The organism is Nitratireductor indicus C115, assembly GCF_000300515.1.
In the GTDB taxonomy this organism is placed as follows: Bacteria; Pseudomonadota; Alphaproteobacteria; order Rhizobiales; family Rhizobiaceae; genus Nitratireductor; species Nitratireductor indicus.
On sequence record NZ_AMSI01000004.1, the window covers coordinates 199,614 to 226,336 of the forward strand.

28 protein-coding genes are annotated in these 26,723 nt (G+C 62.1%); 15 read left to right on the forward strand and 13 right to left on the reverse strand.

All coding sequences use genetic code 11. From position 1 onward, the window contains the following. Positions 1-5 precede the first annotated feature (5 nt). The 4 genes from NA8A_RS07490 to NA8A_RS07505 all read right to left on the reverse strand — a co-directional run bounded on the left by NA8A_RS07490 (position 6) and on the right by NA8A_RS07505 (position 3,563). Positions 6-827: an ABC transporter permease gene (locus NA8A_RS07490; protein ID WP_009756307.1), complete on the reverse strand. Its 822-nt coding sequence runs from the start codon at positions 825-827 to the stop codon at positions 6-8. A 76-nt stretch (positions 828-903) separates the two neighbouring features. Beyond that, entirely contained in the window at positions 904-1,905 is a 1,002-nt protein-coding gene (locus NA8A_RS07495; protein ID WP_009756308.1) for an ABC transporter substrate-binding protein, read from the reverse strand. Positions 1,906-1,956: 51 nt separating this feature from the next. Next, on the reverse strand, positions 1,957-2,715 hold the full coding sequence (locus NA8A_RS07500) for an ABC transporter permease (RefSeq protein WP_009756309.1): 759 nt from the start codon (positions 2,713-2,715) through the stop codon (positions 1,957-1,959). An 11-nt stretch (positions 2,716-2,726) separates the two neighbouring features. After that, positions 2,727-3,563 carry an IclR family transcriptional regulator gene (locus tag NA8A_RS07505; RefSeq protein ID WP_040672093.1) on the reverse strand — a complete coding sequence of 279 codons (837 nt, stop codon included), beginning with the start codon at positions 3,561-3,563 and terminating at the stop codon, positions 2,727-2,729. Positions 3,564-3,933: 370 nt separating this feature from the next. On the opposite strand from NA8A_RS07505, the gene acuI reads away from it, so the two are divergent. Genes acuI through acuR form a run of 3 tightly spaced genes read left to right on the forward strand, consistent with a single transcriptional unit; the run spans position 3,934 to position 6,250 of the window. Next, positions 3,934-4,923 (forward strand): acrylyl-CoA reductase (NADPH), encoded by a 990-nt coding sequence (gene acuI, locus NA8A_RS07515; protein ID WP_009756312.1) that lies wholly within the window; start codon positions 3,934-3,936, stop codon positions 4,921-4,923. Between the two features lie 57 nt (positions 4,924-4,980). Then, positions 4,981-5,559, forward strand: a complete 579-nt coding sequence (locus NA8A_RS07520) for a peroxidase-related enzyme (protein ID WP_009756313.1) — start codon at positions 4,981-4,983, stop codon at positions 5,557-5,559. 16 nt (positions 5,560-5,575) lie between these two features. Next, positions 5,576-6,250, forward strand: coding sequence for an acrylate utilization transcriptional regulator AcuR (gene acuR, locus NA8A_RS07525; protein WP_051017974.1), 675 nt, complete (start codon positions 5,576-5,578; stop codon positions 6,248-6,250). Positions 6,251-6,302: 52 nt separating this feature from the next. Here acuR and NA8A_RS07530 read toward each other — a convergent pair whose 3' ends face one another. Next, positions 6,303-6,692, reverse strand: a complete 390-nt coding sequence (locus NA8A_RS07530) for a winged helix-turn-helix transcriptional regulator (RefSeq protein ID WP_009756315.1) — start codon at positions 6,690-6,692, stop codon at positions 6,303-6,305. 76 nt (positions 6,693-6,768) lie between these two features. Between NA8A_RS07530 and NA8A_RS07535 the strand changes: the two genes are divergently transcribed. Next, entirely contained in the window at positions 6,769-7,143 is a 375-nt protein-coding gene (locus NA8A_RS07535) for an MAPEG family protein (protein WP_009756316.1), read from the forward strand. Between the two features lie 71 nt (positions 7,144-7,214). Here NA8A_RS07535 and NA8A_RS07540 read toward each other — a convergent pair whose 3' ends face one another. Next, complete coding sequence (locus NA8A_RS07540) at positions 7,215-8,777, reverse strand: 4-hydroxyphenylacetate 3-hydroxylase N-terminal domain-containing protein (protein WP_009756317.1); 1,563 nt, start codon at positions 8,775-8,777, stop codon at positions 7,215-7,217. A 160-nt stretch (positions 8,778-8,937) separates the two neighbouring features. Between NA8A_RS07540 and NA8A_RS07545 the strand changes: the two genes are divergently transcribed. The 4 genes from NA8A_RS07545 to NA8A_RS07560 all read left to right on the forward strand — a co-directional run bounded on the left by NA8A_RS07545 (position 8,938) and on the right by NA8A_RS07560 (position 12,246). After that, entirely contained in the window at positions 8,938-9,549 is a 612-nt protein-coding gene (locus tag NA8A_RS07545; protein ID WP_009756318.1) for an FAD synthetase family protein, read from the forward strand. Beyond that, positions 9,546-10,037: a flavin reductase family protein gene (locus NA8A_RS07550; RefSeq protein WP_009756319.1), complete on the forward strand. Its 492-nt coding sequence runs from the start codon at positions 9,546-9,548 to the stop codon at positions 10,035-10,037. The genes NA8A_RS07545 and NA8A_RS07550 overlap by 4 nt, the downstream gene beginning before the upstream one ends. A gap of 15 nt (positions 10,038-10,052) precedes the next feature. After that, positions 10,053-10,997, forward strand: coding sequence for a LysR family transcriptional regulator (locus tag NA8A_RS07555; RefSeq protein ID WP_009756320.1), 945 nt, complete (start codon positions 10,053-10,055; stop codon positions 10,995-10,997). 97 nt (positions 10,998-11,094) lie between these two features. Beyond that, positions 11,095-12,246 carry a muconate/chloromuconate family cycloisomerase gene (locus NA8A_RS07560; RefSeq protein WP_009756321.1) on the forward strand — a complete coding sequence of 384 codons (1,152 nt, stop codon included), beginning with the start codon at positions 11,095-11,097 and terminating at the stop codon, positions 12,244-12,246. Positions 12,247-12,277: 31 nt separating this feature from the next. On the opposite strand, the gene NA8A_RS07565 is transcribed toward NA8A_RS07560, so the two are convergent. The 7 genes from NA8A_RS07565 to NA8A_RS07595 form a co-directional block, all read right to left on the reverse strand. Beyond that, positions 12,278-13,165 carry a LysR family transcriptional regulator gene (locus NA8A_RS07565; RefSeq protein WP_040672100.1) on the reverse strand — a complete coding sequence of 296 codons (888 nt, stop codon included), beginning with the start codon at positions 13,163-13,165 and terminating at the stop codon, positions 12,278-12,280. A gap of 123 nt (positions 13,166-13,288) precedes the next feature. After that, positions 13,289-14,164 (reverse strand): dioxygenase family protein, encoded by an 876-nt coding sequence (locus tag NA8A_RS07570; protein ID WP_009756323.1) that lies wholly within the window; start codon positions 14,162-14,164, stop codon positions 13,289-13,291. A 299-nt stretch (positions 14,165-14,463) separates the two neighbouring features. Continuing rightward, a complete protein-coding gene (locus NA8A_RS07575; protein ID WP_009756324.1) occupies positions 14,464-15,174 on the reverse strand; it encodes an ABC transporter ATP-binding protein in 711 nt (236 codons plus the stop codon). After that, a complete protein-coding gene (locus tag NA8A_RS07580; protein WP_009756325.1) occupies positions 15,171-16,874 on the reverse strand; it encodes a branched-chain amino acid ABC transporter ATP-binding protein/permease in 1,704 nt (567 codons plus the stop codon). The genes NA8A_RS07575 and NA8A_RS07580 overlap by 4 nt, the downstream gene beginning before the upstream one ends. Before the next feature lie 17 nt (positions 16,875-16,891). Further along, positions 16,892-17,758: a branched-chain amino acid ABC transporter permease gene (locus tag NA8A_RS07585; RefSeq protein WP_009756326.1), complete on the reverse strand. Its 867-nt coding sequence runs from the start codon at positions 17,756-17,758 to the stop codon at positions 16,892-16,894. 81 nt (positions 17,759-17,839) lie between these two features. Then, a complete protein-coding gene (locus tag NA8A_RS07590) occupies positions 17,840-18,994 on the reverse strand; it encodes an ABC transporter substrate-binding protein (RefSeq protein WP_009756327.1) in 1,155 nt (384 codons plus the stop codon). Positions 18,995-19,171: 177 nt separating this feature from the next. Beyond that, the gene (locus NA8A_RS07595; RefSeq protein ID WP_009756328.1) at positions 19,172-19,987 is read right to left on the reverse strand and encodes an IclR family transcriptional regulator domain-containing protein; all 816 of its coding nucleotides are present in this window, start codon (positions 19,985-19,987) and stop codon (positions 19,172-19,174) included. A 278-nt stretch (positions 19,988-20,265) separates the two neighbouring features. On the opposite strand from NA8A_RS07595, the gene NA8A_RS07600 reads away from it, so the two are divergent. Genes NA8A_RS07600 through NA8A_RS07630 form a run of 7 tightly spaced genes read left to right on the forward strand, consistent with a single transcriptional unit; the run spans position 20,266 to position 26,713 of the window. Then, complete coding sequence (locus NA8A_RS07600; protein WP_009756329.1) at positions 20,266-20,946, forward strand: 3-oxoacid CoA-transferase subunit A; 681 nt, start codon at positions 20,266-20,268, stop codon at positions 20,944-20,946. A 9-nt stretch (positions 20,947-20,955) separates the two neighbouring features. Next, the gene (locus tag NA8A_RS07605; protein WP_009756330.1) at positions 20,956-21,624 is read left to right on the forward strand and encodes a 3-oxoacid CoA-transferase subunit B; all 669 of its coding nucleotides are present in this window, start codon (positions 20,956-20,958) and stop codon (positions 21,622-21,624) included. 30 nt (positions 21,625-21,654) lie between these two features. Next, positions 21,655-22,158, forward strand: a complete 504-nt coding sequence (locus NA8A_RS07610) for a nuclear transport factor 2 family protein (protein ID WP_009756331.1) — start codon at positions 21,655-21,657, stop codon at positions 22,156-22,158. Beyond that, a complete protein-coding gene (locus tag NA8A_RS07615; RefSeq protein ID WP_009756332.1) occupies positions 22,155-23,069 on the forward strand; it encodes an MBL fold metallo-hydrolase in 915 nt (304 codons plus the stop codon). Before NA8A_RS07610 ends, NA8A_RS07615 begins: the two co-directional genes overlap by 4 nt. A gap of 23 nt (positions 23,070-23,092) precedes the next feature. Beyond that, positions 23,093-24,250, forward strand: a complete 1,158-nt coding sequence (locus NA8A_RS07620; RefSeq protein WP_009756333.1) for an acyl-CoA dehydrogenase family protein — start codon at positions 23,093-23,095, stop codon at positions 24,248-24,250. Between the two features lie 14 nt (positions 24,251-24,264). Beyond that, positions 24,265-25,464, forward strand: coding sequence for an acetyl-CoA C-acetyltransferase (locus NA8A_RS07625; RefSeq protein WP_009756334.1), 1,200 nt, complete (start codon positions 24,265-24,267; stop codon positions 25,462-25,464). Between the two features lies 1 nt (position 25,465). Then, complete coding sequence (locus tag NA8A_RS07630) at positions 25,466-26,713, forward strand: acetyl-CoA hydrolase/transferase family protein (protein ID WP_009756335.1); 1,248 nt, start codon at positions 25,466-25,468, stop codon at positions 26,711-26,713. The last annotated feature ends 10 nt before the right edge of the window (positions 26,714-26,723 follow it).

The window sequence follows — 26,723 nt, forward strand, 5'->3', positions numbered from 1 at the left end:
CGGGTTCAGTGTCTGGACCACGGCATCAGCCATTGCCCGATAATGCTCATCGCACCGTTGAACATCAGCGCCACGATCGCCGCGGCCACCAGCCCGGAGAACATCAGCGTCATGTCCATGAATGCCGAGGCACGCACGATCATGAAGCCCAGCCCTTTGTTGGAGGCGATGAACTCGGCGATGATGACGCCCTCGACCGCCTTCACCACGCCGATCTTCATGCCCGAGAAGATATGCGGCATGGCGGCCGGCAGCCTGACCTTCCAGAAGGTCTGCCACGGGTTCGCTCCCATGGACCGCGAAATATAGAAGAGCCTGCGGTCGACCAGCCGGAAACCCGACATGGAATCGACCAGAACCGGAAAGAAACTCATCAGGAAAACGATCAGCGCGGCAACCAGCGGGCCGATGCCGAACCAGATGATCAGGATGGGTCCGATCACCGTCTTGGGCATGATGTTGAGAAACACGATAACGGGATAAAGTCCCCGCTCCAGCGCTCCGACCGAAACGATTGCCAAGGCCAGCGGGATTGCCACCAGCACGCCAAGGGTGAAGCCCTCCACGATTGTAAGGGAAGTCCAGAATGCGTGGCCGGCGATCAATGCCCTGTCCGTATAAAGCCGCACCAGGAAATCCGATGGCTTGGGCGCAAGCCATACGGGCACTTCGAAGTAACGAAGGGCGGCTTCCCACAATCCCAGCAGCAACAGCACCGCCACCGTCCCAATCAGGACGGAAGAAAAATACGAGCCACCGAACGCCGCCATGAGACGGGCACGCGTGCCGGATTGTGCTGGCACCATGGCAGAAGCTGTTTGCGACATGCCTACGAAACTTTCCGCGTGAGATTGATGTCCGGGCGTCTTGCACGCCCGGACAGGATCCTGCGACCAACCAGCCTCAGGGGCAGGTAACCGGCGTTTCCGGCAAATAGTCGAGCGTATAGTAATCCGTCACCGGCTTGGTGCCGGGAAGGTTCATCGCCGAGGTCATGACGCTGTACATCTTTTCCCAGGTCTCGGCGTCCGTCACGCCGATAGCGTCACCCGAACCGCCGGGGCAGACCGATGCGAAGCTGAACTTTGCCGACTGAAGGAGGTTCTCCTTCGAATGCGCCGTCTCCGGGAATATCTCGAGCAGAGCATCAACTGCCGCTTCGGGGTCCTTCATCGCTTCCTGCCAGCCCAGCGCCGTCGCTTCGACAAAACGCTTGTAGACATCCGGATTGGCCTGGAGCTTGTCCTCACGCGCCACCAGGGCGAGGCTCGCGATGGGAACGCCGTTGTTGTAGAAGTACATATTGCCGGCCTCGATACCCTGGGCAGCGAGCGGCACCACGATGTTCTCAGGCGTCTGCGACACCGCATCGACCTGCTTGGACGTCAGAAGGCCGATAAAAGCACTTTCCGCCGCCGAAACGATCTCCACCTGGGACTCCTCGATGCCGTTGGCACGCAGGAAAACCGGAATGAGCGGCAGCATGGCCGACCCCGGAGACACCGCCAGCTTCTTGCCGATGAGATCCTTCGGTTCCTTGATGCCGGAATCGGCCAGATACTGGATGCCGAACTGGCCAGACTTCCAGATTGTCGCGATGATCCTGATTGGCGCGCCCTGCGCGGCGACATTGAGCGTCGCGCCCGTGTCGGCATAGCCGAGCTCGGTCTGCCCAGTCGCCACAAGCTGCGCGGCCACGGCAGATCCGCGCCCCTCGGTCAGGGTGACATCGAGATCATGGTCCTTGTAGATGCCCTTGGCCTGAGCCACCGCGAATCCGAGATGCGCGGAATCGGCCGTCCAGTTCATCTGCATCTGGAGCTTGTCCTGCGCCAGCGCGGGAACGCCTCCTGCAAGCAATGCGAACATTGCCCCCGCCGCCACATGCCTCAATTTGAACTGCATTCCTTCCTCCCTTTGTTTTTTCGTGATGCTTGTTCCTCGATCACGAACCGGTCAGCGCCGCCGCCAGGGCAGCAATGTCCTTTCAGCCAGTTCCATCCCCCAACTGAGCAAAACGCCGATCATCGAGCCCACCACGAGCACCGCGAAGATCAGCGACGTGTCGGAATCGTCCATTCCCCGAAGAACCAGATAGCCAAGTCCGTTCTGCGAATTCATCCACTCCACGACGATCACCACCGTGACCGCGATGACGACCGTGATCTTGAAACCGGAAAAGATGCTTGGCGCGGCGGACGGCAGCTCGAAGAGGCGGAATGTCTGCCACCACGAGGCCCCCACCGAGCGGCTCAGATAATACTGCCGGGGGTCGATGGATTTGAAACCGGTGACGCTGTCGACCAGGATCGGAAAGAAAGTGATCAGCGCGGTGAGCAGGATTTTCGGAAAATCCGCGAAGCCGAACCAGACCAGCATCAGCGGCGCAAGCGTGATCTTCGGCAGACCCTGGATGAAGACGACGAGCGGATAGAGCACCTGCTCGGCGAGCCGGAATTTCGCGATCAGATAACCAAGCACGACGCCGGGAATGGCGCCCGCGACGAAGCCGTAGATGATCAGTCGCGTCGTCACCAGCGCATGGTAGCCCAGCCTCTGATAATCCTCGACAATGCGCGACAGGAATTGCGACGGTGCCGGCAACACGTAGATCGGCACATGGAGTGCCCTGACCAGCACCTCCCAGATCAGCAGCAGGCCGGCGAACCAGAGGATCGGTTCCAAAAAACGCTGCAAGATCGGAATGCGCCGCATCGCCCGTTACCTCAAACTTCCGCAGGTGCCTGCGGACGCGGTGCCGTCACAGCAGGCTGATATCCGCGCTGGCGACTTCGCAAAGACCAGATTTCGGCAACCTCCACGGCAGCCTTCTTGAGAGCGGTCGCAAGCTCCTCGTAGCGTTCGGGCGTGATCCGCACCAGGGGACCGGCAACGCTCATCGTGCCGGCGACAGGCGCATCCGGCCCAACCCCATTGAAGAAGGGCACCGCCACGGCACCCGTCCCAGCCTCTGCCTCCTCGATGGAGGTGCCATATCCACGCTCACGCGTTTCGACGAGCCGCGCGCGAAATTCGTCGACATTGGTCGCGCTATTGGGTCCCAGAGGCCGGCGCGCGCCGAAACCGCGGGCGCAGACAATGCGCAACGCCTCGGATTCCGGAAGCGTGGAGAGCCAGGCCTTTCCGTTGGCCGTGGCATGCAGAACGATCTCCTGCCCCATCTCGGGATCGTAGCGCAGGCCCGTGACGGCCCCCTGCGCACGGGCGACCCAGACGAGATCCTCGCCCTCGACAATGGCCAGCCGGCAATATTCACGCGTTTCGCGTGCCAGCTTGTCCAGAACCGACTGGACCACATCGGGCACCGCACGGACATCGAGATTGCGGAAGGCAAGCGTGCTCATGCGAAGCGAGAGTGCATAGCGCTGGGTTCCGCTGTGCTGCAGTACCCATCCACGCGAGACGAGCGTCGTCAACGTGCGGTGAACCGCACTTGCCGGCATGCCCAGCCGGTTGGCGAGATCCGTCAATTCGATCGGTTCGCGCTCGCCGGCAAGCGCCTCCAATATCGTCAGACAGCGGTCTATTGCGGCAACGGTCAACCATTCCTCCCTGGTCAGAACAGAATATACAACAGCTAATTCCAAATTGGAATAGGATTCCAATTTTGATGAAATCATATGAAAGGCGAGCCTATCACATCAACGCCCGGTCAGGCGCTTACAGGATCGGTCGATGAGAATGAAGGCGCGTGCCATAATGCCAATGCGGCGAAGGTTCCGGCAGGTTTCCGATCCGGATCGAACGGTTGCTTCCGTGTCACCGTTTTCGGCCTCGCTGCCAGGACGCGCGGGGTGCATGAGGAGCGCACGGACCAAGCATGAGATTCAGCCATTGCAAATAATAGACCGAATAGTCTATTATTTTCCCGAGCAGCAGCATCCTTGTTCTCGTTTCCCCGAAAGGCATCCAATGTTCCAGGCAATCCTGATTGAAAAGAGCGAAACGGGGCAGATGGCCCGCCTCACAGAAGTGGACGAGAAGGACTTGCCGGAGGGTGATGTGACGGTTCGCGTTGGGTGGTCCACTCTCAACTACAAGGATGCCCTTGCCATCACCGGCAAAGGACCGGTCGTCCGCCGGTTCCCCATGATACCGGGTATTGACCTTGCTGGCGTAGTCGAAGCTTCGGACAATCCGGATTGGAAACCGGGCGACAAGGTCGTCCTGAACGGTTGGGGTGTCGGCGAAACCCATTGGGGCGGGCTCGCGAAGAAAGCCCGTCTGCGCGGCGACTGGCTCGTCCCGCTGGAACCCGCCTTCACCACGCGCCAGGCAATGGCGATCGGCACAGCCGGCTATACGGCAATGCTCTGCGTCATGGCTCTGGAACGCCACGGCGTGTCACCGGGCGAAGGTCCGGTTCTTGTCACGGGCGCTGCTGGCGGTGTCGGAAGTGTCGCGGTCGCGCTTCTATCGAAACTCGGCCACGAGGTCGTAGCGGTCACGGGCCGCGAGGAAGAAACCGATTATCTGAAGCGGCTGGGCGCTTCAGATGTTCTTCCACGTTCCGAATTCACCGAGCCGGGCCGCCCGCTCGCGAAGGAACGATGGGCCGGCGCGGTGGATGTGGCCGGCGGGCAGGTGCTGGCAAATGTCTGCGCGTCGATGCGCTATCGCGGCACGGTCGCCGCGTGCGGACTTGCTGCCGGGATGTCGTTTCCGGCCACGGTCGCCCCTTTCATCCTGCGCGGCGTCACGCTGGTCGGCATCGACAGTGTCATGTGCCCGCAGCCGGAACGCCGTGAGGCATGGCGGCGGCTGGCTGTGGACCTCGACACCGCCTTGCTTGAAGGTCTCTGCCAGACCGTAGAGCTTGCCGAATGCATTCCTGCGGCAGACCGCTTGCTGGCAGGTCAGGTGCGCGGTCGCGTCGTGGTTCCGCTCGAGGGCGGCGAATAAGCAGACCTGCCCTTTTGCCGGCTTCACCGTCCCGTCATCCTTCCCAGGGAGTTTTCCATGTCAGCGAATGATCTGCCCATCAGCCGCTTCCCCGTTCCCAGCCTTGCCGATATGCCTGCGGATATTCGCGAGCGCATCGAGGCCGTACAGGAGAAGTCCGGCTTCATTCCCAACGTGTTTCTGGTCCTGGCGCACCGCCCGGATGAGTTTCGCGCATTCTTTGCCTATCATGACGCACTGATGGATAAGCCCGGCAATCTGACGAAGGCCGAGCGTGAAATGATCGTCGTAGCGACCTCCAACATGAACCAGTGCCAGTATTGCGTCGTCGCGCATGGCGCTATCCTGCGCATTCGCGCCAAGAACCCGCTGATCGCGGACCAGGTCGCCGTCAACTATCGCAAGGCGGACATCACGGAGCGGCAAAAGGCAATGCTCGACTTCGCGGTAAGGGTGAGCCAGTCTGCACAGCTCGTCGGCGATGCCGATCTGGAGACCCTGGCAAAACACGGCTTCAATGAGGAAGACGCCTGGGATATTGCCGCGATAGCAGCGTTCTTCGGCCTCTCGAACCGGCTGGCGAACGTCACCAGCATGCGCCCCAATCCGGAATTCTATGCCTTGGGGCGCGCATGAAACCGCAAGCGAGGCCATGAACGACGCCGCTGAAGACAATGTGAACCGCGCCACCTCGCAGGAGCCATTTGCGCCTCGCCGCCGGGGACGGCCGCCGCGCGCCGAAGCCCGTCTTGCCGATGCGCGCGAGCGGCTGTTGCGCGAAGGCGTCGCGATGTTGACCGAGCGGGGTTTCAGCGCCGTGGGTCTTGACGAGATCTTGTCCGCTGTCGGTGTTCCAAAAGGCTCATTCTATCACTATTTCGGTAGCAAGGCGGAGTTCGGCCTGGCATTGATCGACGCCTACGCCGCCTTCTTTGCCAACAAGCTCGACCGCTGGTTCCTGGACGAAACCCTTTCTCCGCTGGCCCGCCTTGGAGCCTTTGTCGAGGACGCGCGGGCGGGCATGGCGCGCTACGGCTACCGGCGGGGTTGCTTGGTCGGGAATCTCGGGCAGGAAATCAGCGCGCTGCCGGACAATTTCCGCGAGCGCCTCAACAGCGTCTTCGTCGATTGGGAAGCAAGGACCGCGCTCTGCCTGGAAGCTGCAAAGGAAGCCGGAGAAATCGACCCCGAAGCCGATTGCGCTCGCCTTGCCACTTTTTTCTGGATCGGCTGGGAAGGCGCCGTGCTTCGCGCAAAGCTCGAGCACAGCCCAGCTCCTCTTGAGCGCTTCGCAAGCGGTTTCTTTGCCCTGATCAAGCGCCCGTGAGGCGAGGAAACGTCTTCGGCGAACATGCGGCTGTTCTCACCCAGCCGCCCGGTCAGCCTGAAGAAGGTTCACGACCAGCTCCGAAATCCTCCGGCCGCGCTGCATAAAAGCGCTCGGGCGCGGCCCACCGGTCGGGCAGATGCGCCTCGCCCCAGCGCGCGAGTTCCTGAAGAGCGGGAAGCAGTGCGGCACCTCTTTCGGTCAGCGCATAGACGCCCCGGTTGGACCCGTGACGCGGATGCACCCGCACGATGAGACCAGCCGCTTCAAGACGACGCAGGCGCTCCGCAAGAATATTGGTCGATATCTTTTCCGGAGCAGCAAGAAAATCCGAATAGCTGGTCGCGCCAACCACCATCGCCCGCAGCAGCAGCAAGGACCATTTATCGCCGACAATGTCGAGCGTAGAGGCAATGGGGCATCCGGAACGATAATGTGTCATGGCCGCATTATGGATTCTTACTTGCATTTTGCAAGTAAGAACGGATAGATTGATGGCACACGGTGGAGGAAAAGCGATGTTGCCTGTCACGTCCCTGGTTGCCGCCGGAGCGGCAATCGCGCTGATCGCATTGAGCATCTCCGTCAGTCTTCAGCGCATGAAGGCAGGCGTGGGACTGGGCTTTGGCGACAATGCAGCTCTCATGCGCCGAATTCGTGCCCAGGGAAACTTCATCGAATATGTGCCGCTTGCGCTCATCCTGCTTGGCCTGGCGGAATATCGCGATGCATCGACAGCCCTGCTGTGGTCGATAGCCGGGCTTCTGGCGGCAGGCCGTATCCTCCATTTCATCGGCATCATGAGCGGCAAAACAGCCATCCGGGCGCCAGGCATGCTGGGAACCTATGGTGCCCTCCTTCTGGGGGCAGGTACGCTGCTCTTCATGTCTTAGCTCAAGACCGCGCCCCGACCTCCAAGACAGGCGCCCTGTCTTGGAGGAAGATAATCACCCGTAGTTCCAGATCACATCGCGGCGAATGTGTGCAGGGCCGACACATCGTTCGGATTGATCAGGTCCTTGCTGACCCAGCCTTTCAGATCGTATTCCGACATGCAGCGGCGCGCCATGTCCTGCAGGATCTCCAGTTCGCCCGTCGCCTGCGCGGTCAGAAGCGTCTCGATCCGCAGATTGTCCTGATTGCCCGCGTAATTGCGCTCGTAAAGCTCGTGCCGTCCGCCGAATTCGGAGCCTATTGCATCCCACAGAAGCTTCAGCAGCTTCACGCGGTCGATGGCCGCGTAACCGTTCGAGCCGCGCACGAAACGGTCGAGATAGGGCCGGATTGCCGGGCTCTCGAAATCCGCAGCCGAAGACGGCAGATAGATCAGACCGGACGCGACATTCTGCTCGATCAGTTCCTTGATGCGCGGATAGGCGAGAGGCGCCAGAACCCGGTATGCGAGGCCATAATTCACGTTCGGCAGATTGTATCCGTCCGTCCCCTGCCAGGGTATCGGCGATTTGACCATCGCGTCCGCCAGCCCATGGAAGGTGTTGCGCCAGGCCAGCGCCTCGCCGACCGCCGCCTGAACCCCGCGGAAGGAAGCCGATCCGGTTGCATCGACCGCCATGGAAAACAGTCCGGCGATGAAGTCGAGCTTCACCGCGAAGCGCGACACACCGTGAAGCGTGAAGCGCGGCACGAAACCGGAGGCCGGGAAAAAGGCATTCACCTTCTCAGCATCGCCATAGATGAAGATGTTTTCCCAAGGCACCAGCACCTTGTCGAAGACGAGAATGGAATCATTCTCGTCGAGCCGGCTGGAAAGCGGATAGTCGAAGGGGCTGCCCATCACGGCCGCCTGAGCCTCGTAGGACTGGCGGGCGATGAGTTTCACGCCCTCGGCCCCCATGGGCACCGTGAAAATCAGGGCAAACTTCTTATCCTTGATGGGAATGCCGTAATGGGCGATGAAATTGTAATGGGTGAGCGCCGAGCCGGTGGCCACGACCTTGGCACCCGAGACGATCACCCCCGCATCCGTTTCGCGCTCCACATGCATGAACACATCCGCCACTTCCTCTATCGGGCGATCGCGATCGATCGGCGGATTGACGATGGCATGGTTCCAGTAGTCGAGTCGCTGCTGCGTCCGGTCGTACCAGCTGCGGGCATTTCCGGCATATTCACCGTAGAAGGCAGAATTGGCCCCGAGCGTGCCGAGAAAGCTTGCCTTGTAATCGGGTGAACGTCCCATCCAGCCGAATGCGGGCTGCTGCAGATCCATGATCGCCTGCTTGGACTTCACCAGATCCTCGGACGTGCGCGAACCGAGGAAGAAGGGGTGGGTGAGCTTGCTCGAGCCGTTGTCGCAGGGAACGCCGATCTCAGCCGCATTCTGGTGAAAGCGGTCATACCATCGCGCAACCATCCGCGCCGAATTGCGAAAGGCCGGATGCGTGGTCACATCCTTGACCCGCTCGCCATAGATGTAGATTTCGCGGCCATCACGAATGCTCTCGAGAAAGGCATCGCCGGTATAGGCGTCCGTAATCGCGTCAGCGTTGACGTTGATCTGATCCAAGGTTTCCTCCCATGCTTGATCGAAGGGAACTGTCTCACCGCCATGCTTCTTTCATAAGGTATCGTGCCTTACCTGCACCGGCATTGCCGCGAACAGGCTTCTTCACCAAGCTGACGGTATTCGGTCAATGAGCCGCGAGCGTCGGGAAGGAGGAGTCCGGATGCGAATACAGTCTTCGCACACCCAGAATGCCGGGAGTGCGTCCACCGGCGCATGCATCGCCATAGGCGCCTTCGATGGCGTTCATCTCGGCCACCAGGCCCTCATCGAGACGATGCTGCGCCGCGCCAGATCGCGTGGCGTGGCCGCTCTGGTTCAGACCTTCGATCCATTGCCCAAGGTCGTCTTTGGACGCGAACGCCCCATCGGCACACTGGCGGAACGCAAAGCCCGTCTTTATGCCCTTGGCGTTGACCGGGTGCATGTGGCGCATTTCACACCCGACTACGCCGCCAGATCGCCGGAAGCCTTTCTCGACGATCTGGAAGCGCTTGACGTCAGCGAGATCTTTGTTGGCGAGGACTTCCGCTTCGGACGAGGCCGGGCCGGCGATCTCGAACTGCTGGCCACGCGCTTCAAGGTGACGACCGCCGACTGCGTGACCTGTTCGGACGGCGAGCGCATCTCATCGACCCGCATACGCCATCTGCGCGCCAGCGGCAGGGCCGGTGCCGCCCGTGCCCTGCTCGGACTTTTGCCGGGGGCCATCGCCCTTGCCCGCGATACGGCTTCCGCTCCCATATCTCCCCTCACCCCGGAGACGTTGTCATGACCACAATGGCCCCGACGCTCGACGCGCGTGCATTCCGCAACGCCTGCGGCGGCTTCAGCACCGGCGTAACCATCATCTCCACACGCTCCGGCGAGAACGATCATGCGATGACGGCCAACGCGTTCATGTCGGTTTCGCTCGATCCGCCGCTCATTGCCATTTCCCTGGCCAACACGGCCCGCATGCTCCCAAGACTGCGCGCTGCCGGAGGCTTTGCTGTCAGCGTGCTGCGGGCCGGAATGGAGGACATCGCCTGGCATTTCGCCGGCAGGACGAGAGCCGGCGGCCCGCCGCCCTTCACCGAACTCGCGGGCCTGCCGACCATTCGCGACGCCGCTTCCACCTTCGTCGCCGACGTGCACAGCGAAGTGACGGCGGGCGATCATGTAATCGTCATCGGCCATGTCCACACCATGCATTGCGACCCGCAGGCCCGGCCGCTTCTGTTCCATAGCGGCCGTTTCGCAAATCTGCCCGAAACGGCCTAGAGCCAGAGGCAAACGATGAGCGCCGGGGACGCCACAATCAGCGCACAACCCTTCGAGATGCGACGCCTGCGCTATTTTCTGGCGGTCGCTCGTGAGCTGCATTTCGGGCGCGCCGCCGACCGTCTGGGCATTGCCCAGCCGCCCTTATCCCGCATGATCGCCCAACTCGAACGCGATCTCGACGTGCAGCTTTTCGACAGAAGCCGCAGCCAGATCGCGCTGACGCAGGCAGGCGAGCTCCTGAAAACGCGCGCGAGCTATATCGCGGAAGAACTGGAGCGCGCGGTGCGCGACGCCCGACTGGTCGGCAAGGGCAGCTCCGGCGTGCTGCGCGTTTCCTTTGTCGGTTCGGCCACGCATGGCCCCTTTCCCTCGCTCATCAAGCGCTTTCGCAGCACCTATCCGGAAGTCGATCTGCGCCTGAGCGCGATGAACAATGCCGAGTCCCATGAACAGCTGATCACCCGCGCCATCGATGTGGCCCTGGTGCGGCCGCGCCTGGACGACGCCACATTGCGGCAATTGCTTTTCGTCGAGGAACCGCTGGTAGCCGCAGTGCACGAAAGCATCGCGAAGGACCTGGGCGGCTCCATCCGCCTGGCCGCATTGAAGGACCACCCCTTCGTGCTGTTTCCGCGCAAGCCGCGCCCCTGTTTCGCCGACATGGTGCTGGAACTTTGCGCCACCGCGGACTTTCAGCCGCCGGACATTCTCTGGGCACCCGACTATCAGACAGCGATCAGCCTTGTCGCCGTTGGCGAAGGCATCTCCATCGTGCCAGCCTGTTGCGAAGCAGCGCACCGACCCGGCATCAGCTTCTGCCACCTCGCCGACGAGGGCGCGCGCACACAACTCTCGATCTGTGCCCGCACGGACAACCAAAGCCCGCAGGTGTTCAAGTTTCTGGACTTCGCGCGAGGTTTCGCACGCAGCATCGCCAATGGCCAGCCACCGGTATGATGCAGTGCGGTATCGCGTCAGACCTGCCGGGTATTAGACAACCGGCTGCCGTCCGTCGACAATCCGGCCATCAGCGCATTTGAAAAACGGACGTGCAGTGACCACCACCATCGACCATATCGAGAGCATCATCATCGACGTACCGACCGTGCGCGGTCACGTCCTTTCGATGACGACCATGATGACCCAATCCGTGGTGCTGGTGCATATCCGGTTTTCGGACGGCTCGGAGGGCTGGGGAGAAGGCGCCTCCATCGGCGGCCTCTCCTACGGCCCCGAGAGCGTCGAGAGCATCAAGCTCGCCATCGACACCTATATCGCACCTATTCTGCTTGGAAAGAATGGCGACCGTATCGCGGATGCTTCCGAGCTGATGTCGCGCGCGATCAAGGGCAACCACGCCGCGCGCTCCGCGGTGGAAACCGCGCTCTGGGACGGGCTTGCCCGTCGTCTTGGCGTCTCTGTCGCCCAGCTCTTCGGCGGGCGCATCCACGACCGATTGCCGGTTGCCTGGACACTTGCCTCCGGCAACAGCGAGACCGATATCGCCGAGGCAGAGCGCATGATTGCCGAGCGCCGGCACCGCGACTTCAAGCTCAAGATCGGCAAGCGCAAGGTGAAGGACGACCTCGCCCATGTCGCGGCAATCGCCCGCGCGGTCGGTGATCGCGGCACATTGCGGGTCGACGTGAACCAGGCCTGGAACCTGACAGAAGCCCGCTACGGCGTGAGAGGATTGCAGGAGATCGGCTGCGTGCTCGTGGAACAGCCTGTGCCCCGCGATCAGCTCAGCAATCTTCGCGCCCTGTCCTACGCCTATGAAATCGCCATCATGGCCGACGAGGTGCTGCAGGGTCCGGCCGACGCCATGCGCGTGGCAGCCGACCGCAGCGCCGACGTGTTTGCCGTCAAGGTCTGCCAGTCGGGCGGGCTTGCGCCAGCGGCGCAAGTGATCGCCATCGCCCGCGCTGCAGGAATAGAGCTTTACGCAGGCACCATGCTGGAAACCGGGCTGGGCACCGCCGCAGCCACACAGCTCTTTGCCACCGTTCCGGAATTGCAGTGGGGCACGGAGCTTTTCGGCCCGTTGCTGCTGACGGAGGAAATCCTGCTCGATCCGCTGGATTATGCCGATTTCTCCGTCGCCGTGCCGAAGGGCCCCGGCATAGGAGCCGAGCCCGATCCCGACAAGCTCAACTTCTACCGTCGCGACCGCCCCGGAATGCTTAAGGCGGTCAGCGCCACCTGAAACAGGTGCGGTTGCCTTTCGCGTAACTTCTTCAAACGACCTTGCGGGCAACCTTCTGCGCCAGCGTCACGAAATTGTGCACGTGGACGCCCTGCTCGTCGATGCGATGGTTGACCGAGATACCGGTATGCGCCTGCATGCCGCCGATCTTGAGATAGCGCACGCCATTGCGCTGTGCGGTGCCGACCGAGGCGGGCACCAGCGCCACCCCTTCCCCAACGGCGACCAGCGCTATCGCAGTCTGGAAGTCCATGGTGAAGATTCGTCTTGAGGTGTCGGCTCCCACACTTTCGCAGGCGGCGATGACGACATCGGCGAAGGATGGCCGGGGATATTCTGGATAAAGGATAAGGGTCAGCGGCCCGAGATCGGGCAGCGAGACTGCATCATGCGAGGCGACGAGCGTATCCGGAACAGCGAGAACCAGCTCTTCCTCCACGAGTTTTCTGGTGACGATCTCACTGTCGTTGAGAGACGGCCGCGCAATGGCGATGTCGATATCGCGGCGGATGAGGGCGCGTTGCAACTGGGCATTGTTCATCGGCGCCAGCGACAGATTGACCTCCGGATAGGACATGCGGAACGATTTGAGGATGGTTGGCAAGATGCCGTATGTCGCCGAGCCGACAAAGCCGATGCGCAGCCGCCCCTCCGCGCCCTGACCGATGCGGCGGATTTCCAGCTTGATGTCATTCAGCTCGGCCAGAAGCGCCGAACCGCGCTCGTAAAACCGCTCTCCGGCCTGGGTCAGCGAAATGGCATTGCGTCCGCGATTGATCAACTGGGCGCCGAGATCGCTTTCGATCTGTTGTATCTGGCGCGACAAGGGCGGCTGCGCCATGCCCAGCCGTTCGGCAGCGCGCCCGAAATGCAGCTCCTCCGCCAGGGCGATGAAATATTCCAGCTGCTTCAGATTCATTGCCCCTCCCGCAATCTCGCCGTCGCTCACCAATGCGTAGCGCAAGCGCATCGGGGATTGCCAATGCAAAATGCCGCGCCCCGGAAAAGGACGCGGCATGGAGCGCGTTTTCGGATGAAGGGCCTATTCGGCCGCGATCCTCTGCTCGTTTACCTGCGGCTTGAGCGTGAAGTCGAAGCGGACATAAAGATCGGTATCGTCTTCCGCCCGGCCCGGCAGGAATTTCGCGACGAGGCTGTTCTTCACCGCAAAGACCGCGTCTTCATCCAGCCAGGCGCTGTCGGCATCGAATACCTGGCTGACCAGCGTGCGGTAGCCGGGCTTTGCAAGTATGAAATGAAGATGCCCCGGGCGGTTCGGGTGATGTCCCATATAGCGGATCAACTGGCCCGCAGTCTCGTTGTCCGGAATCGGATAGGGAACCGGGCGCACCGCACGTAAGGCGAAATGACCACTCTCGTCGGTCTCGAAACGGCCACGGAGATTGTACTCCGGCTGATCGGGATCGTGGTTTTCGTAAAGGCCGTTCGGGGCATCCTCCCAGATGTCGAGCGTGACACCTTCCAGCGGCTTTCCGTCCGTGTCGGTGATATAACCCTCCACCAGAATGCTCTCTTCGCCCTCGAAATGCTTTTGCACCGTGGATGCACCCTTGGGCAGCACCGGTGGATTTTCGCGATAGAATGGTCCGAGAACGGTGGATTCGCTTTCCTCGCCTTCAATCGGGTTGCTGAGCATGTCGACCAGCACCTCGACGCCGAGAATATCGCCGAGCAGAATGAACTCCTGGCGCTTGTCGTCGCAGACCTTGCCGGCCCGGGCCAGAAAATCGCATGCCTGGAGAAACTCGTGATGCTGCAGTTTCACCTCACGGCAGAAGCCGTGAAGGTGCTGGAGCAGGGACGTCATGATTTCGCGTTGGCGCGGCGAAACATCGCCATGCCTTCCAAGCGATTGAATTACTGCATCTGTTACATTGTCGATGGTTACGTTGCGCATGTCTTTCCTCCCGGTGAGCGACAGGGGAGCCCTGCCTGCTCCCCGAACCGATCCCACTATCCACGCCCGCAGCGCCGGGCCAATGCGCCGTCCGGTATCGTTCGATACCCCTTTGCCCTCCGGTATCAGCGCGCACTTCAGCGAACATCACCCATGGGCCGCTCGTGCCGAAACAGCATATCACGGCCGCCTCCGATCAGGGGACCGGAGACCGCACGGAGAAAGCCTTGTCGGCGCTGCCTGTGGCAGCGCCCGACTTTATGAAGCGGCCCTGGACAGCACTGTCACTGACCCGGAAATCAGAAGAACTCTATGAGTTTTGCGTGATCGTGAAGCGGTTCGGGATCGCCCGCATAGACGACGCCTCCCGTTTTAAGAACCATCACCCGATCGGCTATGGGGAGAGAGTATTTGATGTTCTGCTCGACAATGACGATGGACGCATCGAAACGCGCCTTGATTTCGGCAATGGATTCCATCACCCGGCCCACCAGATTGGGAGCAAGGCCGATGGAAGGCTCGTCGAGGATCAGGACGCTCGGCCCATGCATGAGCGCCATCCCAATGGCGAGCATCTGCTTCTGGCCGCCCGAGAAGGTGCCCGCCACCTGACCTGCCCGGTCCTTCAGGATAGGGAACATGTCGTACACGTCTTCCAGATGCTTCCGCGCGCGCTCGGAGGACGGCTCGACGAATGCTCCGAGTTCGAGATTGTCGCGAACGGTCAGGCTCGGGAAGATGCCGTGCCCCTGCGGCACGAAAGCGATACCTTCGGCCACGTTGATCGCCGGGTTGCGCCCCGTGATGTCGCGCGTCGCATAATGCACGGTCCCCGCCATTGGCGCATTGAGGCCGAAGATCGCCCGCATCAACGTCGTCTTGCCGGCTCCGTTGTGGCCCAGCACCAACAGGGTCTCGCCCTTGGTCAGGGACAAATCGATGCCGTGGATCGCCTGCTTCTTGCCATAACCCGCAACCAGCCCGCGGGTTTCGAGGATCGGCTGTGTCATTTGAAATACCTTTCGGCAAGCTCTGGATCGGACATCAGTTCGGCCGGGCTTCCCACCGCCATTGTGCGCCCTTCATCAAGGAAAAACACCTCGTCACAGATGCCCGTTATGACATCGAGATTGTGCTCGATGATGCAGATTGCCTTGCCGCGCTCCGCCAGCCGCCGCAAGACGGGGAGGATTTCGCGCAACGTCGTCTGGTCGAGACCAGACATCGGCTCGTCGAACAGAAGAACTTCGGCGCCGGTGGCCAAAAGGCGCGCAACGACGAGAAGCTTTTCTTCCGCGTAGGAGAGATCAGCGGCGGTCTCATGCGCCTTGCCATCGAGTTCCACGAAACGGAGTATCTGCATGGCGAGCGCCGTATTTTCCCGCTCCTGGGCACGCACGGTCAGCGGCTTGAGAAACAGGTTCGAAATCCGGTGCCCCGCCTGGTTCGGCAATGCGACCACCACATTCTCGATCACCGTCATGTTCGTAAAGAGCCGCAGGTCCTGAAATGACCGGGCGACACCCGACGCCACGAGATGGTGCGGCTTCTTTCCGAGAATGCTTTTGCCGCGCAGGTCTATCTGCCCGTCGGTTGGCTTCAGAAAGCCGGTCAGAAGGTTGAACGCCGTCGTCTTGCCCGCGCCATTGGGGCCGATAAGCCCGGTGATCCTGTGGCTGCGCAATGCAATGGAGAAATCCGAAATCGCCGTGATGCCACCGAAACGCTTGCATAGATTGCGCCCCTCGAGAACGGTCTCGGAAGTGGCTCCGGTCTCACCGTCGAGCAGCTTTGCGGTATCGGCCTCATCCCTCTCCGCATCGGTCTGGACAAACATGGCTTTCTTGCCGCGCAGCTCGGGCAGCAGGCCCTGGGGCCGGAACACCAGAACCGCCATCAGCACACAGCCATAGATGATCAGCCGCATCTTGTCGGCAATATCGACGGGCATGGGGAGGAACTTGAGCAGCTCCGGCAGCACCACAAGAATTGCCGCTCCCAGAACCGCGCCGCGAAGGTTCCCCGTCCCCCCCAGAATGACCATGGCGAGGATGTAGATGGTTTCGTTGATGGAGAAACTGTCCGCGCCGACATAAGAGAAATAGCGCGCGAAGAGCGAACCGGCCACGGCGGCAAGCCCTGCCGAGATCGCGAAGACGGACACTTTCATATAGAGAATGTCGAGGCCGACCGACTGGGCTGCGGATTCATTCTCGCGCATGGCGCGCAGCGCTCGTCCGAAGGGTGAGCGGGTGAGACGCCAAGCAACCCAATAGCAGGCCGCAAGACCAAGCATGGCGGCAATGAGGAACCGCGCCGGCGTGTCCAGCGCGAAGCTCCCGAAGGAATAGGTCGGAACGCCGCTGATGCCGTCCGTTCCGCCGGTGAGCGACTTCCAGTTCACGATGACCTGCAGGACGATGACCTGCAACGCCAGCGAAACGATGACGAGATAATGCCCGCTGACACGCAGGGCAGGCACCGCGATGACGATGCTCAAGAGCGCCGCAAACAGGATTGAAGCGATGAGCGGGACGGGAAAGGGCAGCCCGAGCGTCGTGGTCAGGATCGCCGTCGTATAGGCGCCGATGGCATAGAGCGCGGCATGCGAAAGCGCGAACAGGCCTGCGAAGCCGACGAGCAGGTTGAAGGAAGTGGCGAGGATCGCGTAAAGGCAGAAGAGCACCGCGACGTGATAGATATATTCCATGATTGCCGGGCCCTTCGCTACTTGCGCGCCATGCTGAACAGGCCTTGCGGGCGCAGCATGATCATCAGGAACAGGACGACGAAGGAAATCGAGCCCTGCCACTCGGTGGGGATCTGCCAGAGGCCGAGGCTTTCCACGAGACCGACCAGATAACCGCCGGCGATCGCCCCGCGCAGAGACCCGACCCCACCGACAATCACCGCGACAAAGCCCATGAACACAGCTGCAAACCCCATATGCGTGCTCGCGCCGTCCTTCAGGAGAACCATCACGGCCGGCACCGCCGATATGGCTGAACCCAACGCAAAGACGATGATGGACACCTTCAGCGTGTCGATGCCGATCACGCGGGCCATTTCCGGATCGTCGGTCATGGCGAGAATGGCGCGGCCATAGCGCGTGCGGCGCAGAAAAGCCCCCAGCGCCACGGCGATGACGACAAAACTCACAACCTGCCAGACATGGATCGATGTGAAGAAGACGGGGCCTAGAAAATGCACGGAACTGTCGACATCAAGAGTCCGCACACCCGTTCCGAACAGGACGCCCACGAGATTTTCCAGGACGATTGTCAGGCCGAGCGAGGCAATCAGCGGAATGAGTGGCGGCGCCCCGTTGCGCTCCAGCGCACGATAAAGGGTCAGATACGAGCCCGTTCCCAGGAGAGCCGCGACAAGAACCGCACCCGCAATGCCCACGATGAGCGGAAGCCCCATGCTTCCCGATATGAGCCAGGCCGTATAGGCGGCAAAGGTGACGATCGGCCCATAGGCGAAATGCACGATACGTGTTGTCGAGAAGATCAGCCCGAAGCCGAGCCCCAGGAGGGCGTAGTGGCTGCCGTTGATCAACCCGTTGGCAAGCAGTTGCAGGAACAGGTCCATTTGGCTCTCTATCGATGAACAGGAAACATCTGGCCCCGGCGCCGGGTGGTCCAGCGCCAGGAACGACCGGCCAGTGCCCGATCAGTTGAGCGTGACATATTCGACGAACTTGCCTTCGCCGTTCTCGACCTTGAAAATCGCCACGCGCTTCTTGGCAACGCCATTGTCCTGATAGGTCATGGAGCCGCCATAAACGCTGTCGAAGGTCGGGTTCTCGCGGATCGCCTCCGCCAGTTTGCGCCCATCCCAGTAATCGCCACCCTTGGCGCGGGCCCGGCGGATCGCCTCCGCGAGCACATAGACGTTCTCGTAGTAATTCGCCGCATAGAACTCGGCCTTCTCGCCGAAGCGCGCCTCATAGGCATCCGCGAAACGCTTCGACCAGGGATAGTCGTCGGAGGGGATGAAATAGTCCGAGGCGTATTCGTAGCCCTCGGCATATTTGCCGGCGATCTCTTTCACGTCGCCGGTGTATTCGATGCCGATCAGGGGCACATCCACGCCGAATTCGCGCAGCTTGCGAATGCCAAGCCCGCTCTCCGGGCTGAACAGCCAGAGGCCTACCCAGTCAGGCCGGGAAGCGCGAATCTTGGCCACCTGGGTATCGATATTCGACGCGCCGAGTTCAACGAACTCCGTGGCGACAACCTTGTGCCCCTCCTTCTCCCAGTAGGGAGCGGCAGCGGCCACGACACTGTCGCCGGCATCGTTCTTCCACACGAGTTGCGCCATGTCGCCAAGGCCTTCCTTCTTCGCGCGCTGGACAGCCGCCAGACCGAGGTCGGAAGCAAGCGAGCGATTGTGAAACATCATGTTGGTTGCGCCCACCAGCGCCGCGCTCGTACCGCCGCCGTTGAGCAGCAGAATGCCCTTCTCATCGGCGATAGGGGCGATTGCCAGCGTTGGCGGAGAAAAGGACGTCAACACCGCCTTCACGTCGTAGATGTTGATCAGGCGGTTCATCGCGGAAACGCCTTCCTTGGCGATACCGCTCTTGTGATCCTCGATGATGACCTCGAGGGGGATGCCCTCAATGCCGCCCGCCTCGTTGATTTCATCCACGGCAAGCTGGATGGCGCGGCTCATGACCTTGCCATACCAATCCGCCTTGCCACTCATGGCGAGTATGGCGCCAGCGCGATACTTGTCCGGGTCCTTCGGCGCATTCTGCGCCGCCGCGCTTCCCCCAAAGGCAACGGCCGTCGCCGCAATAGCGGCTGCTATCAGCTTTCTCATAATGGCTCCTCCCAAAATGTTCGACTAGCGAACATATGTCCATTTAACAAACCGGACGCAACTTTGCAACCCTGCACCGGGCGTATAGGACGATCCGGCGTCGCCGTTGAGAGCCGGTCGGAAGCGAAAGGCAGATCGGAGAGCAGGCCGGGACAGGCGGGAGAAGCCCGCCTGCCCCTACCAGTTCATGGTTCTGGACAGCTTTTCGGCGGCAAGCCGCAGTTCGGGGAGGAAATTTTGCTCCAGGTCCTCCACGGAATGACGGGCCGTGGAGGTCGAATTGTTGAGGGCAGCCACCACGCGTCCGTTTTCGCCGATGATCGGAACCGCGATGGAACGAATGCCGATTTCCAGTTCCTCGTCGATTACGGAATAGCCGCGCTCGCGCACGCGCCCGATCTCGGCCACGAAGGCTTTGCGGTCGGTGATGGTGTGCGGCGTGAGAGGGCGGAGCGGGTACTTGTCGAGCCAGCGCTCGAGCTTGACGTCGGACAGCCCGCCAAGAAGAACCCTGCCGATGGACGAGCAGAACGCCGGCAGCCTCGTGCCGTTGACGATGCGCGAGGAATAGATGCGCCGCACCTCCACCCGCTCGATATAGACGATCTCTTCCTCATCGAGGATGCCGACGGACGCCGATTCGTCGACACGCTGGGTGAGCTCCTGCAGGATGGCCGCGGAAGCGTCACCAAGCCCGAGAGGCGTCATGAAACCATTGGCCAGCCCCAGGATCTTGGGCGTCAGCCAGAAGTGCTTCCCGTCGGAATCGAGATAATGCAACTCCTTCAGCGTCAGCAGAAGGCGCCTGGCCGTTCCCCGCGTCAGGCCGGTCAGTTTGCCGGCATCGGTAAGCGTCAACCGACCGCGCTGACGCACCGAAACTGGGTCGGAATAACATTCCAATATGCTCAGGCCGCGCGCCACGGCCTCGACGAAATCCGAGCTCTGCCGGATTGTCTCCTCGCCTTCCTCGTTGCCATCCGGGCCGGTCATCGCGCCTTCCACATCTTGAGCCCGGCGTGGTCGCAAGGCCATGCATTCTTCTTGTCCCGCTTCCCTGGGTGGGGAAAGCGCCAACCTATCGGGCAGGTTCCTCGCCAGCAAGTGCCACCCCAGCAGGTGCCCCAGCAAGTGCCACGGAGCACCGTCGTTATCAACCCGCTTGACAGCACCGTCTCATGCCTCATATTTTGGACAAATGTTCGCTGAACGGACATTAACACTGAATTTGCAGCGATGAAAGGGCCGCGTCGGGCGGTCGGGAGCGATATATGATCGACAAGCTGGCGGCCTCGGTCGCCGAAGCCCTGACGGGCCTGGAGGACGGAGCGACATTGCTGCTAGGAGGGTTTGGCGCCGTCGGGCAGGCCACGCATCTGATCGAGGGCGTGATCGAGACCGGCGCCCGCGACCTCACCGTCGTCGCCAACAATGCCGGCTATGGACAGGTCGGCCTTGCCCGCCTGCTGAAGGAAGGGCGTGTGCGCAAGCTCATCTGCTCCTACCCGCGTATCGCCGGCTCGACCATTTTCGAGGAACTCTACAGCGCTGGAGGCCTGGAGCTCGAACTCGTGCCGCAGGGCACACTGGCCGAGCGCATGCGCGCCGCAGGCGCCGGTGTCCCGGCCTTCTTCACTCCCACGGGCGCAGACACGTCCCTTGCGCGCGGCCGTGAAATCCGCCGCTTCGGAAACCGCGATTGCGTTCTTGAGGAAGCGCTTTACGGCGACGTGGCCCTGATCGAGGCCTGGGAGGCCGACCGCTGGGGGAACCTGACATATCGGGCCGCCGGGCGGAACTTCAACCCGGTCTGCGCCATGGCCGCACGCCTGACCATCGCCCAGACCCAGCACCTGCGCAGGGACGAACCGCTCGACCCCGAAACGATCGTCACGCCAGGCATCTTCGTCGACCGCGTCGTGCACCTCGCCTATGGCGACCCGATCACCTGAGGACAAGCAATGGCCACCGCAACAACCGAATGGGTTCCGCTCAGCCGGCACCAGATCGCCGCGCGCATCGCGCAGGACATTCCCGAGGGCTGGTATGTAAATCTCGGAATCGGGGTCCCGACCCTCGTCGCTGATAACGTGCCCAAGGAAAGGGAGGTCGTTTTCCACTCCGAAAACGGCATTCTCGGCATCGGGCCGGCCCCGGAAAAGGCGGATCTCGATCCCTGGCTCATCAATGCGGGAAAGGAATATGTGACGCTTCTTCCGGGTGGCTCCTTTTTTCATCACGCCGACAGTTTCGCGATGATCCGCGGGCGTCATCTCGACCTGTGCGTGCTCGGCGCCTACGAGGTTTCGTCGCGCGGCGACCTGGCCAACTGGGCGCGCTCCGACGATGACACGGCCCCCGCCGTCGGCGGGGCAATGGATCTCGCCGTCGGTGCGCAGCGTGTCTGGGTGGCGATGCAACATGTCACCAAATCTGGCGAGCCACGCATCGTGGAAACCTGCCGCTATCCCCTTACCGCCCGCGCCTCCGTTACCCGCATCTACACCGATCTTGCGGTTCTCGACGTGACACCCGATGGACTGCAGGTGCGCGAAATGGTGGCGGGACTTTCACTGGAAGCGCTACAGGAAAAGACTGCCGCACCATTGCGATTGGCGGCGGACCGCTGAACCACGCAAATCGCGGCAAGGGAGGACACCATGAGTGATTTTGAACAGCGCCTGCGCAGGATCGAGGACCGGCAGGCCATTGCCGAACTGCGCGCGCACTATTGCCATGTTCTCGATGACAGGAACTGGGAGCAGCTTGCGCAGCTCTTCACCGAGGATGGAGAATTCCAGGGGCTGGCCCATGTCATCGGCCGCGACGCGATCCTGCGCTTCTTCCGCGACACCGTGAGCGGAATAGCCGAAGGCTTCTGGCATTTCTGCACCAACGCTACTGTTTCTCTCGATGGAGACCGCGCCACGGGCCGTATCTCCATGCAATATCTGTCGGTGAAGAAGGGCGTGTCCTATGTCTCCGCGGGCCACTATGACGACGAGCTGACCCGTGAGGGGGGCATCTGGCGCTTTCGCAAACGCAAGATCACCTTCTACTATTTCGCGCCCTTGTCCGAGGGTTTTACCGGTCGTCCGACATACATCACCCCGGAAGGAAAGCCTCTTGACCCGGCGCTGCTGGCGGCGGAGGTGACCCGATGATCCTCAGCCGCACGATAGGCGATGCCCGCATCACCAGCGTGATCGAATATGCCGCGCCGACGCACGATCCCGCCTTTCTGTTCCCGGACCTGCCGCAACATGAACTGGATGCGCTCGCAGACGCGTTGACGCCTCATCATTACGTGCCTGCAATGAACCGGCTCATCATATCGATCCGCCTTTGGGTCCTGCAGATCGATGACAAGGTGATCGTGGTCGACACCGGCGTCGGCAATGCGAAACCACGAGCCGCCGCGCGCATGGACCGCCTCAACAACCGCGTCCCGGAATGGCTGGAAGCCGCCGGGGCCGGGTTCGATCGGGTGACCCATGTACTGCAGACGCATCTGCATATGGACCATACCGGCTGGAACACGGTGCCCGGCAAGGATGGCAACTGGCTTCCAGCCTTCCCCAATGCGCGCTACCTGATGCCCGCGCGCGACTTCGCGCATTATGAAAACGCGCTGCGCCAGGGCCCGGACGCGGTGATGGACAGCAGTTGGACCGACAGCGTCCTGCCGATCGCGGATGCGGGACTGCTCGATCTCGTTACCGAAACGACGGGCCCCGCCGCCGGCTGCCTGGACGTCGTGCCCTTGCCCGGCCACACGCCGGGCATGGTGGGCTATCGCCTTGAAACCGGCGGCGAGGAAATCCTCTTTTGCGGCGACGTCTTTCATTCTCCGCTGCAAATCCTCCGGCCGGAGATCAACACGGCCTATTGCGCCCTGCCCGACATTGCCCGCCAGACGCGTGCCCGCGTACTCGATGAAGCGGCAGAGCGCGGAACGCTGCTGTGCCCGATGCATTTCGGCGCGCCGCATTGCGGATACATCCGCCGCGAAGGCCAGTCATATCGCTTCGAAGGGTCCGAATGGCCCGCACTGACCCTTCCGCCAATCCGTTGATGGAGCACTCGATGCCCGATTTCATGAACGACGCGATCGACCATGGCGAAATCCGCGATGCGGTGCGCAAACTCTGCAGCCGTTTCGACGGGGAATATTGGCGCGCGCTCGACAGGGAAATGGCCTATCCCACCGAATTCGTCGCCGAACTGACGCACTCCGGCTTTCTGGGCGTGCTGATCCCCGAGGAATATGGCGGCTCGGGCCTCGGCCTTTCGGCAGCAGCGGCGATCATGGAGGAAATCCAGCGCTCCGGCTGCAATGGCGGAGCCTGCCACGCCCAGATGTATGTCATGGGCACCATCCTGCGCCATGGTTCGGAAGAACAGAAAAGTCACTGGCTGCCGCAGGTCGCCGAAGGCAAGATCCGTCTTCAGGCCTTCGGGGTCACCGAACCGACGTCCGGCACCGACACGGCGGCGCTGCGCACGGTCGCGCGCCGCGATGGCGACCATTGGGTGATCGACGGCCAGAAAATCTGGACGAGCCGCGCGGAACATTCGGACCTGATGGTTCTGCTTGCGCGAACCACGCCTATAGAACAATGCGCCAAGCGTACGGACGGGCTGTCGGTCTTTCTGGTCGACATGCGGGCAGCACTGGGCAACGGGCTCAGCATCCGCCCCATCCGCACCATGATGAACCATGCCACCACCGAGGTCTTCTTCGACAAGCTGCGGGTTCCGGCGGGCAATCTGGTCGGCGAGGAAGGAAAAGGCTTCCGCTACATCCTTTCCGGCATGAACGCCGAGCGCATTCTCATCGCTTCGGAATGCGTCGGCGATGCGAAATGGCTCATCGAGAAGGCGCGCAACTATGCCTGCGAGCGAACGGTTTTCGGCCGCGCCATCGGCGCCAACCAGGGCATCCAGTTTCCCATCGCCCGCGCCTACGCGAACATGCGGGCGGCCGAACTGATGGTGCGGGAAGCGCTGCGCCGCTACGAGGCCGGTGAGAACCCCGGCGCGGAGGCCAACATGGCAAAGATGCTCGCCGCCGACGCCTCCAACGAGGCGGCCAATGTCTGCATCCAGACCCATGGTGGTTTTGGCTTCGCGGAGGAATACGACGTCGAGCGCAAATTCCGCGAAACCCGGCTCTACCAGGTCGCCCCGATCTCCACGAACCTCATCCTTTCCTTTCTCGCGGAGCATGTACTTGCCATGCCCCGCTCCTATTGAAGGGAACCGCTGCCATGAAACGTGCAGCCATCGTCGCTCCATTGCGCAGTCCCGTCGGTGCTTTCGGCGGCGCACTGCGGCCTGTTGCAGCCGAGGTTCTGGGCGCCACGGTCGCCAGGGCGGTTGTCGCAAAGGCTGGTCTCGATCCTGAGCGCATAGACGATGTCGTCTTTGCCCAGTCCTATGCCAATTCGGAAGCGCCCTGCATCGGACGCTGGATCGCGCTGGAAGCCGATTTCCCGATTGAAGTGCCGGGCATGCAGCTCGATCGTCGCTGCGGCGGCGGTCTCCAGGCGCTCGTCACCGCCGCCATGATGGTGCAGACCGGCGCCGCCGACGTGGTGCTGGCCGGCGGCGTGGAATCGATGAGCAATATCGAGTTCTACACGACCCAGATGCGCTGGGGCGCCCGCGCGGGCAACACCCAGCTCTATGACCGGCTGGACCGTGGACGCGAGCGCTCGCAGCCCGAAAGACGCTTCGGACGCATCTCCGGGATGATCGAGACGGCCGAAACACTTGCCCGCGAGAACAACATCAGCCGCGGGGACGCCGATGCTTACGCCGCCCGCAGTCAGCAGCGAGCGGCGACAGCCTGGGCAAACGGCCTGTTCGCCGACGAGGTGGTCCCCATCAGCGTGCCGCAACGAAGAGGCGAGCCTGTGCTGGTCGAGCGGGACGAGGGCGTACGCCCCGAAACGACGACGGAAACGCTTGCCCGTCTGCGCAGCGTGGTTCCCGGCGGCACCGTGACCGCAGGCAATGCCGCCCAGCAGAACGATGCCGCCGCCGCCTGCCTGGTAGTGGCCGAAGACAGGCTGGAAGAGCTCGGGCTCACACCGATGGCCTATCTGCGCGGCTGGGCCGTAGCAGGCTGTGACCCGGCGCGCATGGGGCTCGGCCCGGTGCCGGCCGTCGCCAGGCTTTTCGCCCGCACGGGACTTGGCTTCGACGACATGGACCTGGTGGAACTGAACGAAGCCTTTGCGGCTCAGGTCCTGTCCGTTCTGAAGGGCTGGAACTGGAACGATCCCGACCGTCTCAATCCCAACGGTTCGGGCATTTCGCTGGGGCATCCGGTTGGTGCGACCGGCGTCAGGATCGCTGTGAGCCTCCTCCACGAACTGCAGCGCCGGCAAGGGCGCTACGGGCTCGAAACCATGTGCATCGGCGGCGGACAGGGCATGGCGGCCATCTTCGAAAGGGCCACATGAGATGAAACGCGCCGGCAGGGAAATTCCCCTCGACCAGCTTCGCATGGCAGATTTCGTGCGCCGTGGCGATATGGTCGTCTGGCCGCAGGCCGGTGCGGAGCCATTGGCTCTTACCGGGATTCTCATGCGCGAACGGGCAGAAATCGGCGGCTTTCGCGCTGGAATCGGCCTCAGCCTGTCGGAAACCCCCGCACCCGCCCACGCGGATTTCGTGGAATTCGTCTCCTATTGTGGAAGCGGCACGAACACCACGCTGGCCCGCGCCGGCCTGCTGGAAATCCTGCCTGTCCCCTACAGCCGTTTTGCGGAAGCGCTTTGCCCGGTCGACGTGCTTCTGCTGCATATCGCCCCCTGCGATGCAGACGGACATTACACACTCGGGCTCGCCGAGGAATATATCGCCCCGCTCATCGCATCTGCGCGCACAATCATCGCACAGGTCAATGACCGGCTACCCCGCATGGCCGGCGGACAGGTGCTTTCGCGGGAAGACATCGATATCCTCGTCGCCTCCTCGCATGCGCCGCTCTGCCTTCCCCCGGCGCGCGCCGGAACCGTGGAAACCCGCATTGCCGGACATGTCGCGGCGTTGGTTGAGGATCGCTCGGTGCTACAGGCTGGACTCGGCAAACTGCCTGAAACGATCCTCGCCGCCCTTGCCGACCGCCGCGATCTCGGCGTTCATTCGGGCGCGCTCGGCGACTGGCTCATGACGCTTACGCAGGCAGGCGCTCTGACCAATGCAGCGAAGGTCCGCGACACCGGCGTCAGCATCGGCGGGCTTTTGATGGGAGGTGAGGCTCTCTACCGCTTCGCGCATGAGAACAAGGCCATTCGTCTTGCTCCAACGAGCTACACCCACGACCCGCAAATTCTGGCTGCTCACGACCGCTTTGTCGCCGTGAACTCGGCCCTGGAAGTGGACCTCACGGGGCAGATCAATGCCGAGACCGCCGGCGGCATCTATGTCGGTGCAGTCGGCGGGGCGAGCGAATTTCTGAGCGGCGCTCATCGCTCGCGCGGCGGCTTGCCCATCGTCGCACTGCCCGCAACTGTCGCGAAGACGGGAGCACCCCGCATCGTCGGCACTCTGTCCGGTCCGGTCAGCACACCGCGCAGCGAAGCCGGCATCATTGTAACCGAACATGGTGTGGCCGATCTTAGAGGCCGCTCCCTGAAGGAGCGTCGCAGGCTGATGCTGGATATCGCCGCCCCCGAACATCGCGCTGCGCTCGACCGCGCGGCCTGAAACTTTCTGC

Bases quoted from the DNA above. Each gene is read 5' to 3' on its own strand.
- NA8A_RS07495 (WP_009756308.1), bottom strand. From the start codon at position 1,905: ATGCAGTTCAAATTGAGGCATGTGGCGGCGGGGGCAATGTTCGCATTG.
- acuR (WP_051017974.1), top strand. From the start codon at position 5,576: ATGAACGACGCCGCTGAAGACAATGTGAACCGCGCCACCTCGCAGGAG.
- NA8A_RS07615 (WP_009756332.1), top strand. From the start codon at position 22,155: ATGATCCTCAGCCGCACGATAGGCGATGCCCGCATCACCAGCGTGATC.
- acuI (WP_009756312.1), top strand. From the start codon at position 3,934: ATGTTCCAGGCAATCCTGATTGAAAAGAGCGAAACGGGGCAGATGGCC.
- NA8A_RS07500 (WP_009756309.1), bottom strand. From the start codon at position 2,715: ATGCGGCGCATTCCGATCTTGCAGCGTTTTTTGGAACCGATCCTCTGG.
- NA8A_RS07555 (WP_009756320.1), top strand. From the start codon at position 10,053: ATGAGCGCCGGGGACGCCACAATCAGCGCACAACCCTTCGAGATGCGA.
- NA8A_RS07490 (WP_009756307.1), bottom strand. From the start codon at position 827: ATGTCGCAAACAGCTTCTGCCATGGTGCCAGCACAATCCGGCACGCGT.
- NA8A_RS07595 (WP_009756328.1), bottom strand. From the start codon at position 19,987: ATGACCGGCCCGGATGGCAACGAGGAAGGCGAGGAGACAATCCGGCAG.
- NA8A_RS07600 (WP_009756329.1), top strand. From the start codon at position 20,266: ATGATCGACAAGCTGGCGGCCTCGGTCGCCGAAGCCCTGACGGGCCTG.
- NA8A_RS07625 (WP_009756334.1), top strand. From the start codon at position 24,265: ATGAAACGTGCAGCCATCGTCGCTCCATTGCGCAGTCCCGTCGGTGCT.
- NA8A_RS07620 (WP_009756333.1), top strand. From the start codon at position 23,093: ATGAACGACGCGATCGACCATGGCGAAATCCGCGATGCGGTGCGCAAA.
- NA8A_RS07570 (WP_009756323.1), bottom strand. From the start codon at position 14,164: ATGCGCAACGTAACCATCGACAATGTAACAGATGCAGTAATTCAATCG.
- NA8A_RS07580 (WP_009756325.1), bottom strand. From the start codon at position 16,874: ATGGAATATATCTATCACGTCGCGGTGCTCTTCTGCCTTTACGCGATC.
- NA8A_RS07520 (WP_009756313.1), top strand. From the start codon at position 4,981: ATGTCAGCGAATGATCTGCCCATCAGCCGCTTCCCCGTTCCCAGCCTT.
- NA8A_RS07550 (WP_009756319.1), top strand. From the start codon at position 9,546: ATGACCACAATGGCCCCGACGCTCGACGCGCGTGCATTCCGCAACGCC.
- NA8A_RS07605 (WP_009756330.1), top strand. From the start codon at position 20,956: ATGGCCACCGCAACAACCGAATGGGTTCCGCTCAGCCGGCACCAGATC.
- NA8A_RS07590 (WP_009756327.1), bottom strand. From the start codon at position 18,994: ATGAGAAAGCTGATAGCAGCCGCTATTGCGGCGACGGCCGTTGCCTTT.
- NA8A_RS07565 (WP_040672100.1), bottom strand. From the start codon at position 13,165: ATGAATCTGAAGCAGCTGGAATATTTCATCGCCCTGGCGGAGGAGCTG.
- NA8A_RS07545 (WP_009756318.1), top strand. From the start codon at position 8,938: ATGCGAATACAGTCTTCGCACACCCAGAATGCCGGGAGTGCGTCCACC.
- NA8A_RS07585 (WP_009756326.1), bottom strand. From the start codon at position 17,758: ATGGACCTGTTCCTGCAACTGCTTGCCAACGGGTTGATCAACGGCAGC.
- NA8A_RS07535 (WP_009756316.1), top strand. From the start codon at position 6,769: ATGTTGCCTGTCACGTCCCTGGTTGCCGCCGGAGCGGCAATCGCGCTG.
- NA8A_RS07610 (WP_009756331.1), top strand. From the start codon at position 21,655: ATGAGTGATTTTGAACAGCGCCTGCGCAGGATCGAGGACCGGCAGGCC.
- NA8A_RS07530 (WP_009756315.1), bottom strand. From the start codon at position 6,692: ATGACACATTATCGTTCCGGATGCCCCATTGCCTCTACGCTCGACATT.
- NA8A_RS07630 (WP_009756335.1), top strand. From the start codon at position 25,466: ATGAAACGCGCCGGCAGGGAAATTCCCCTCGACCAGCTTCGCATGGCA.
- NA8A_RS07575 (WP_009756324.1), bottom strand. From the start codon at position 15,174: ATGACACAGCCGATCCTCGAAACCCGCGGGCTGGTTGCGGGTTATGGC.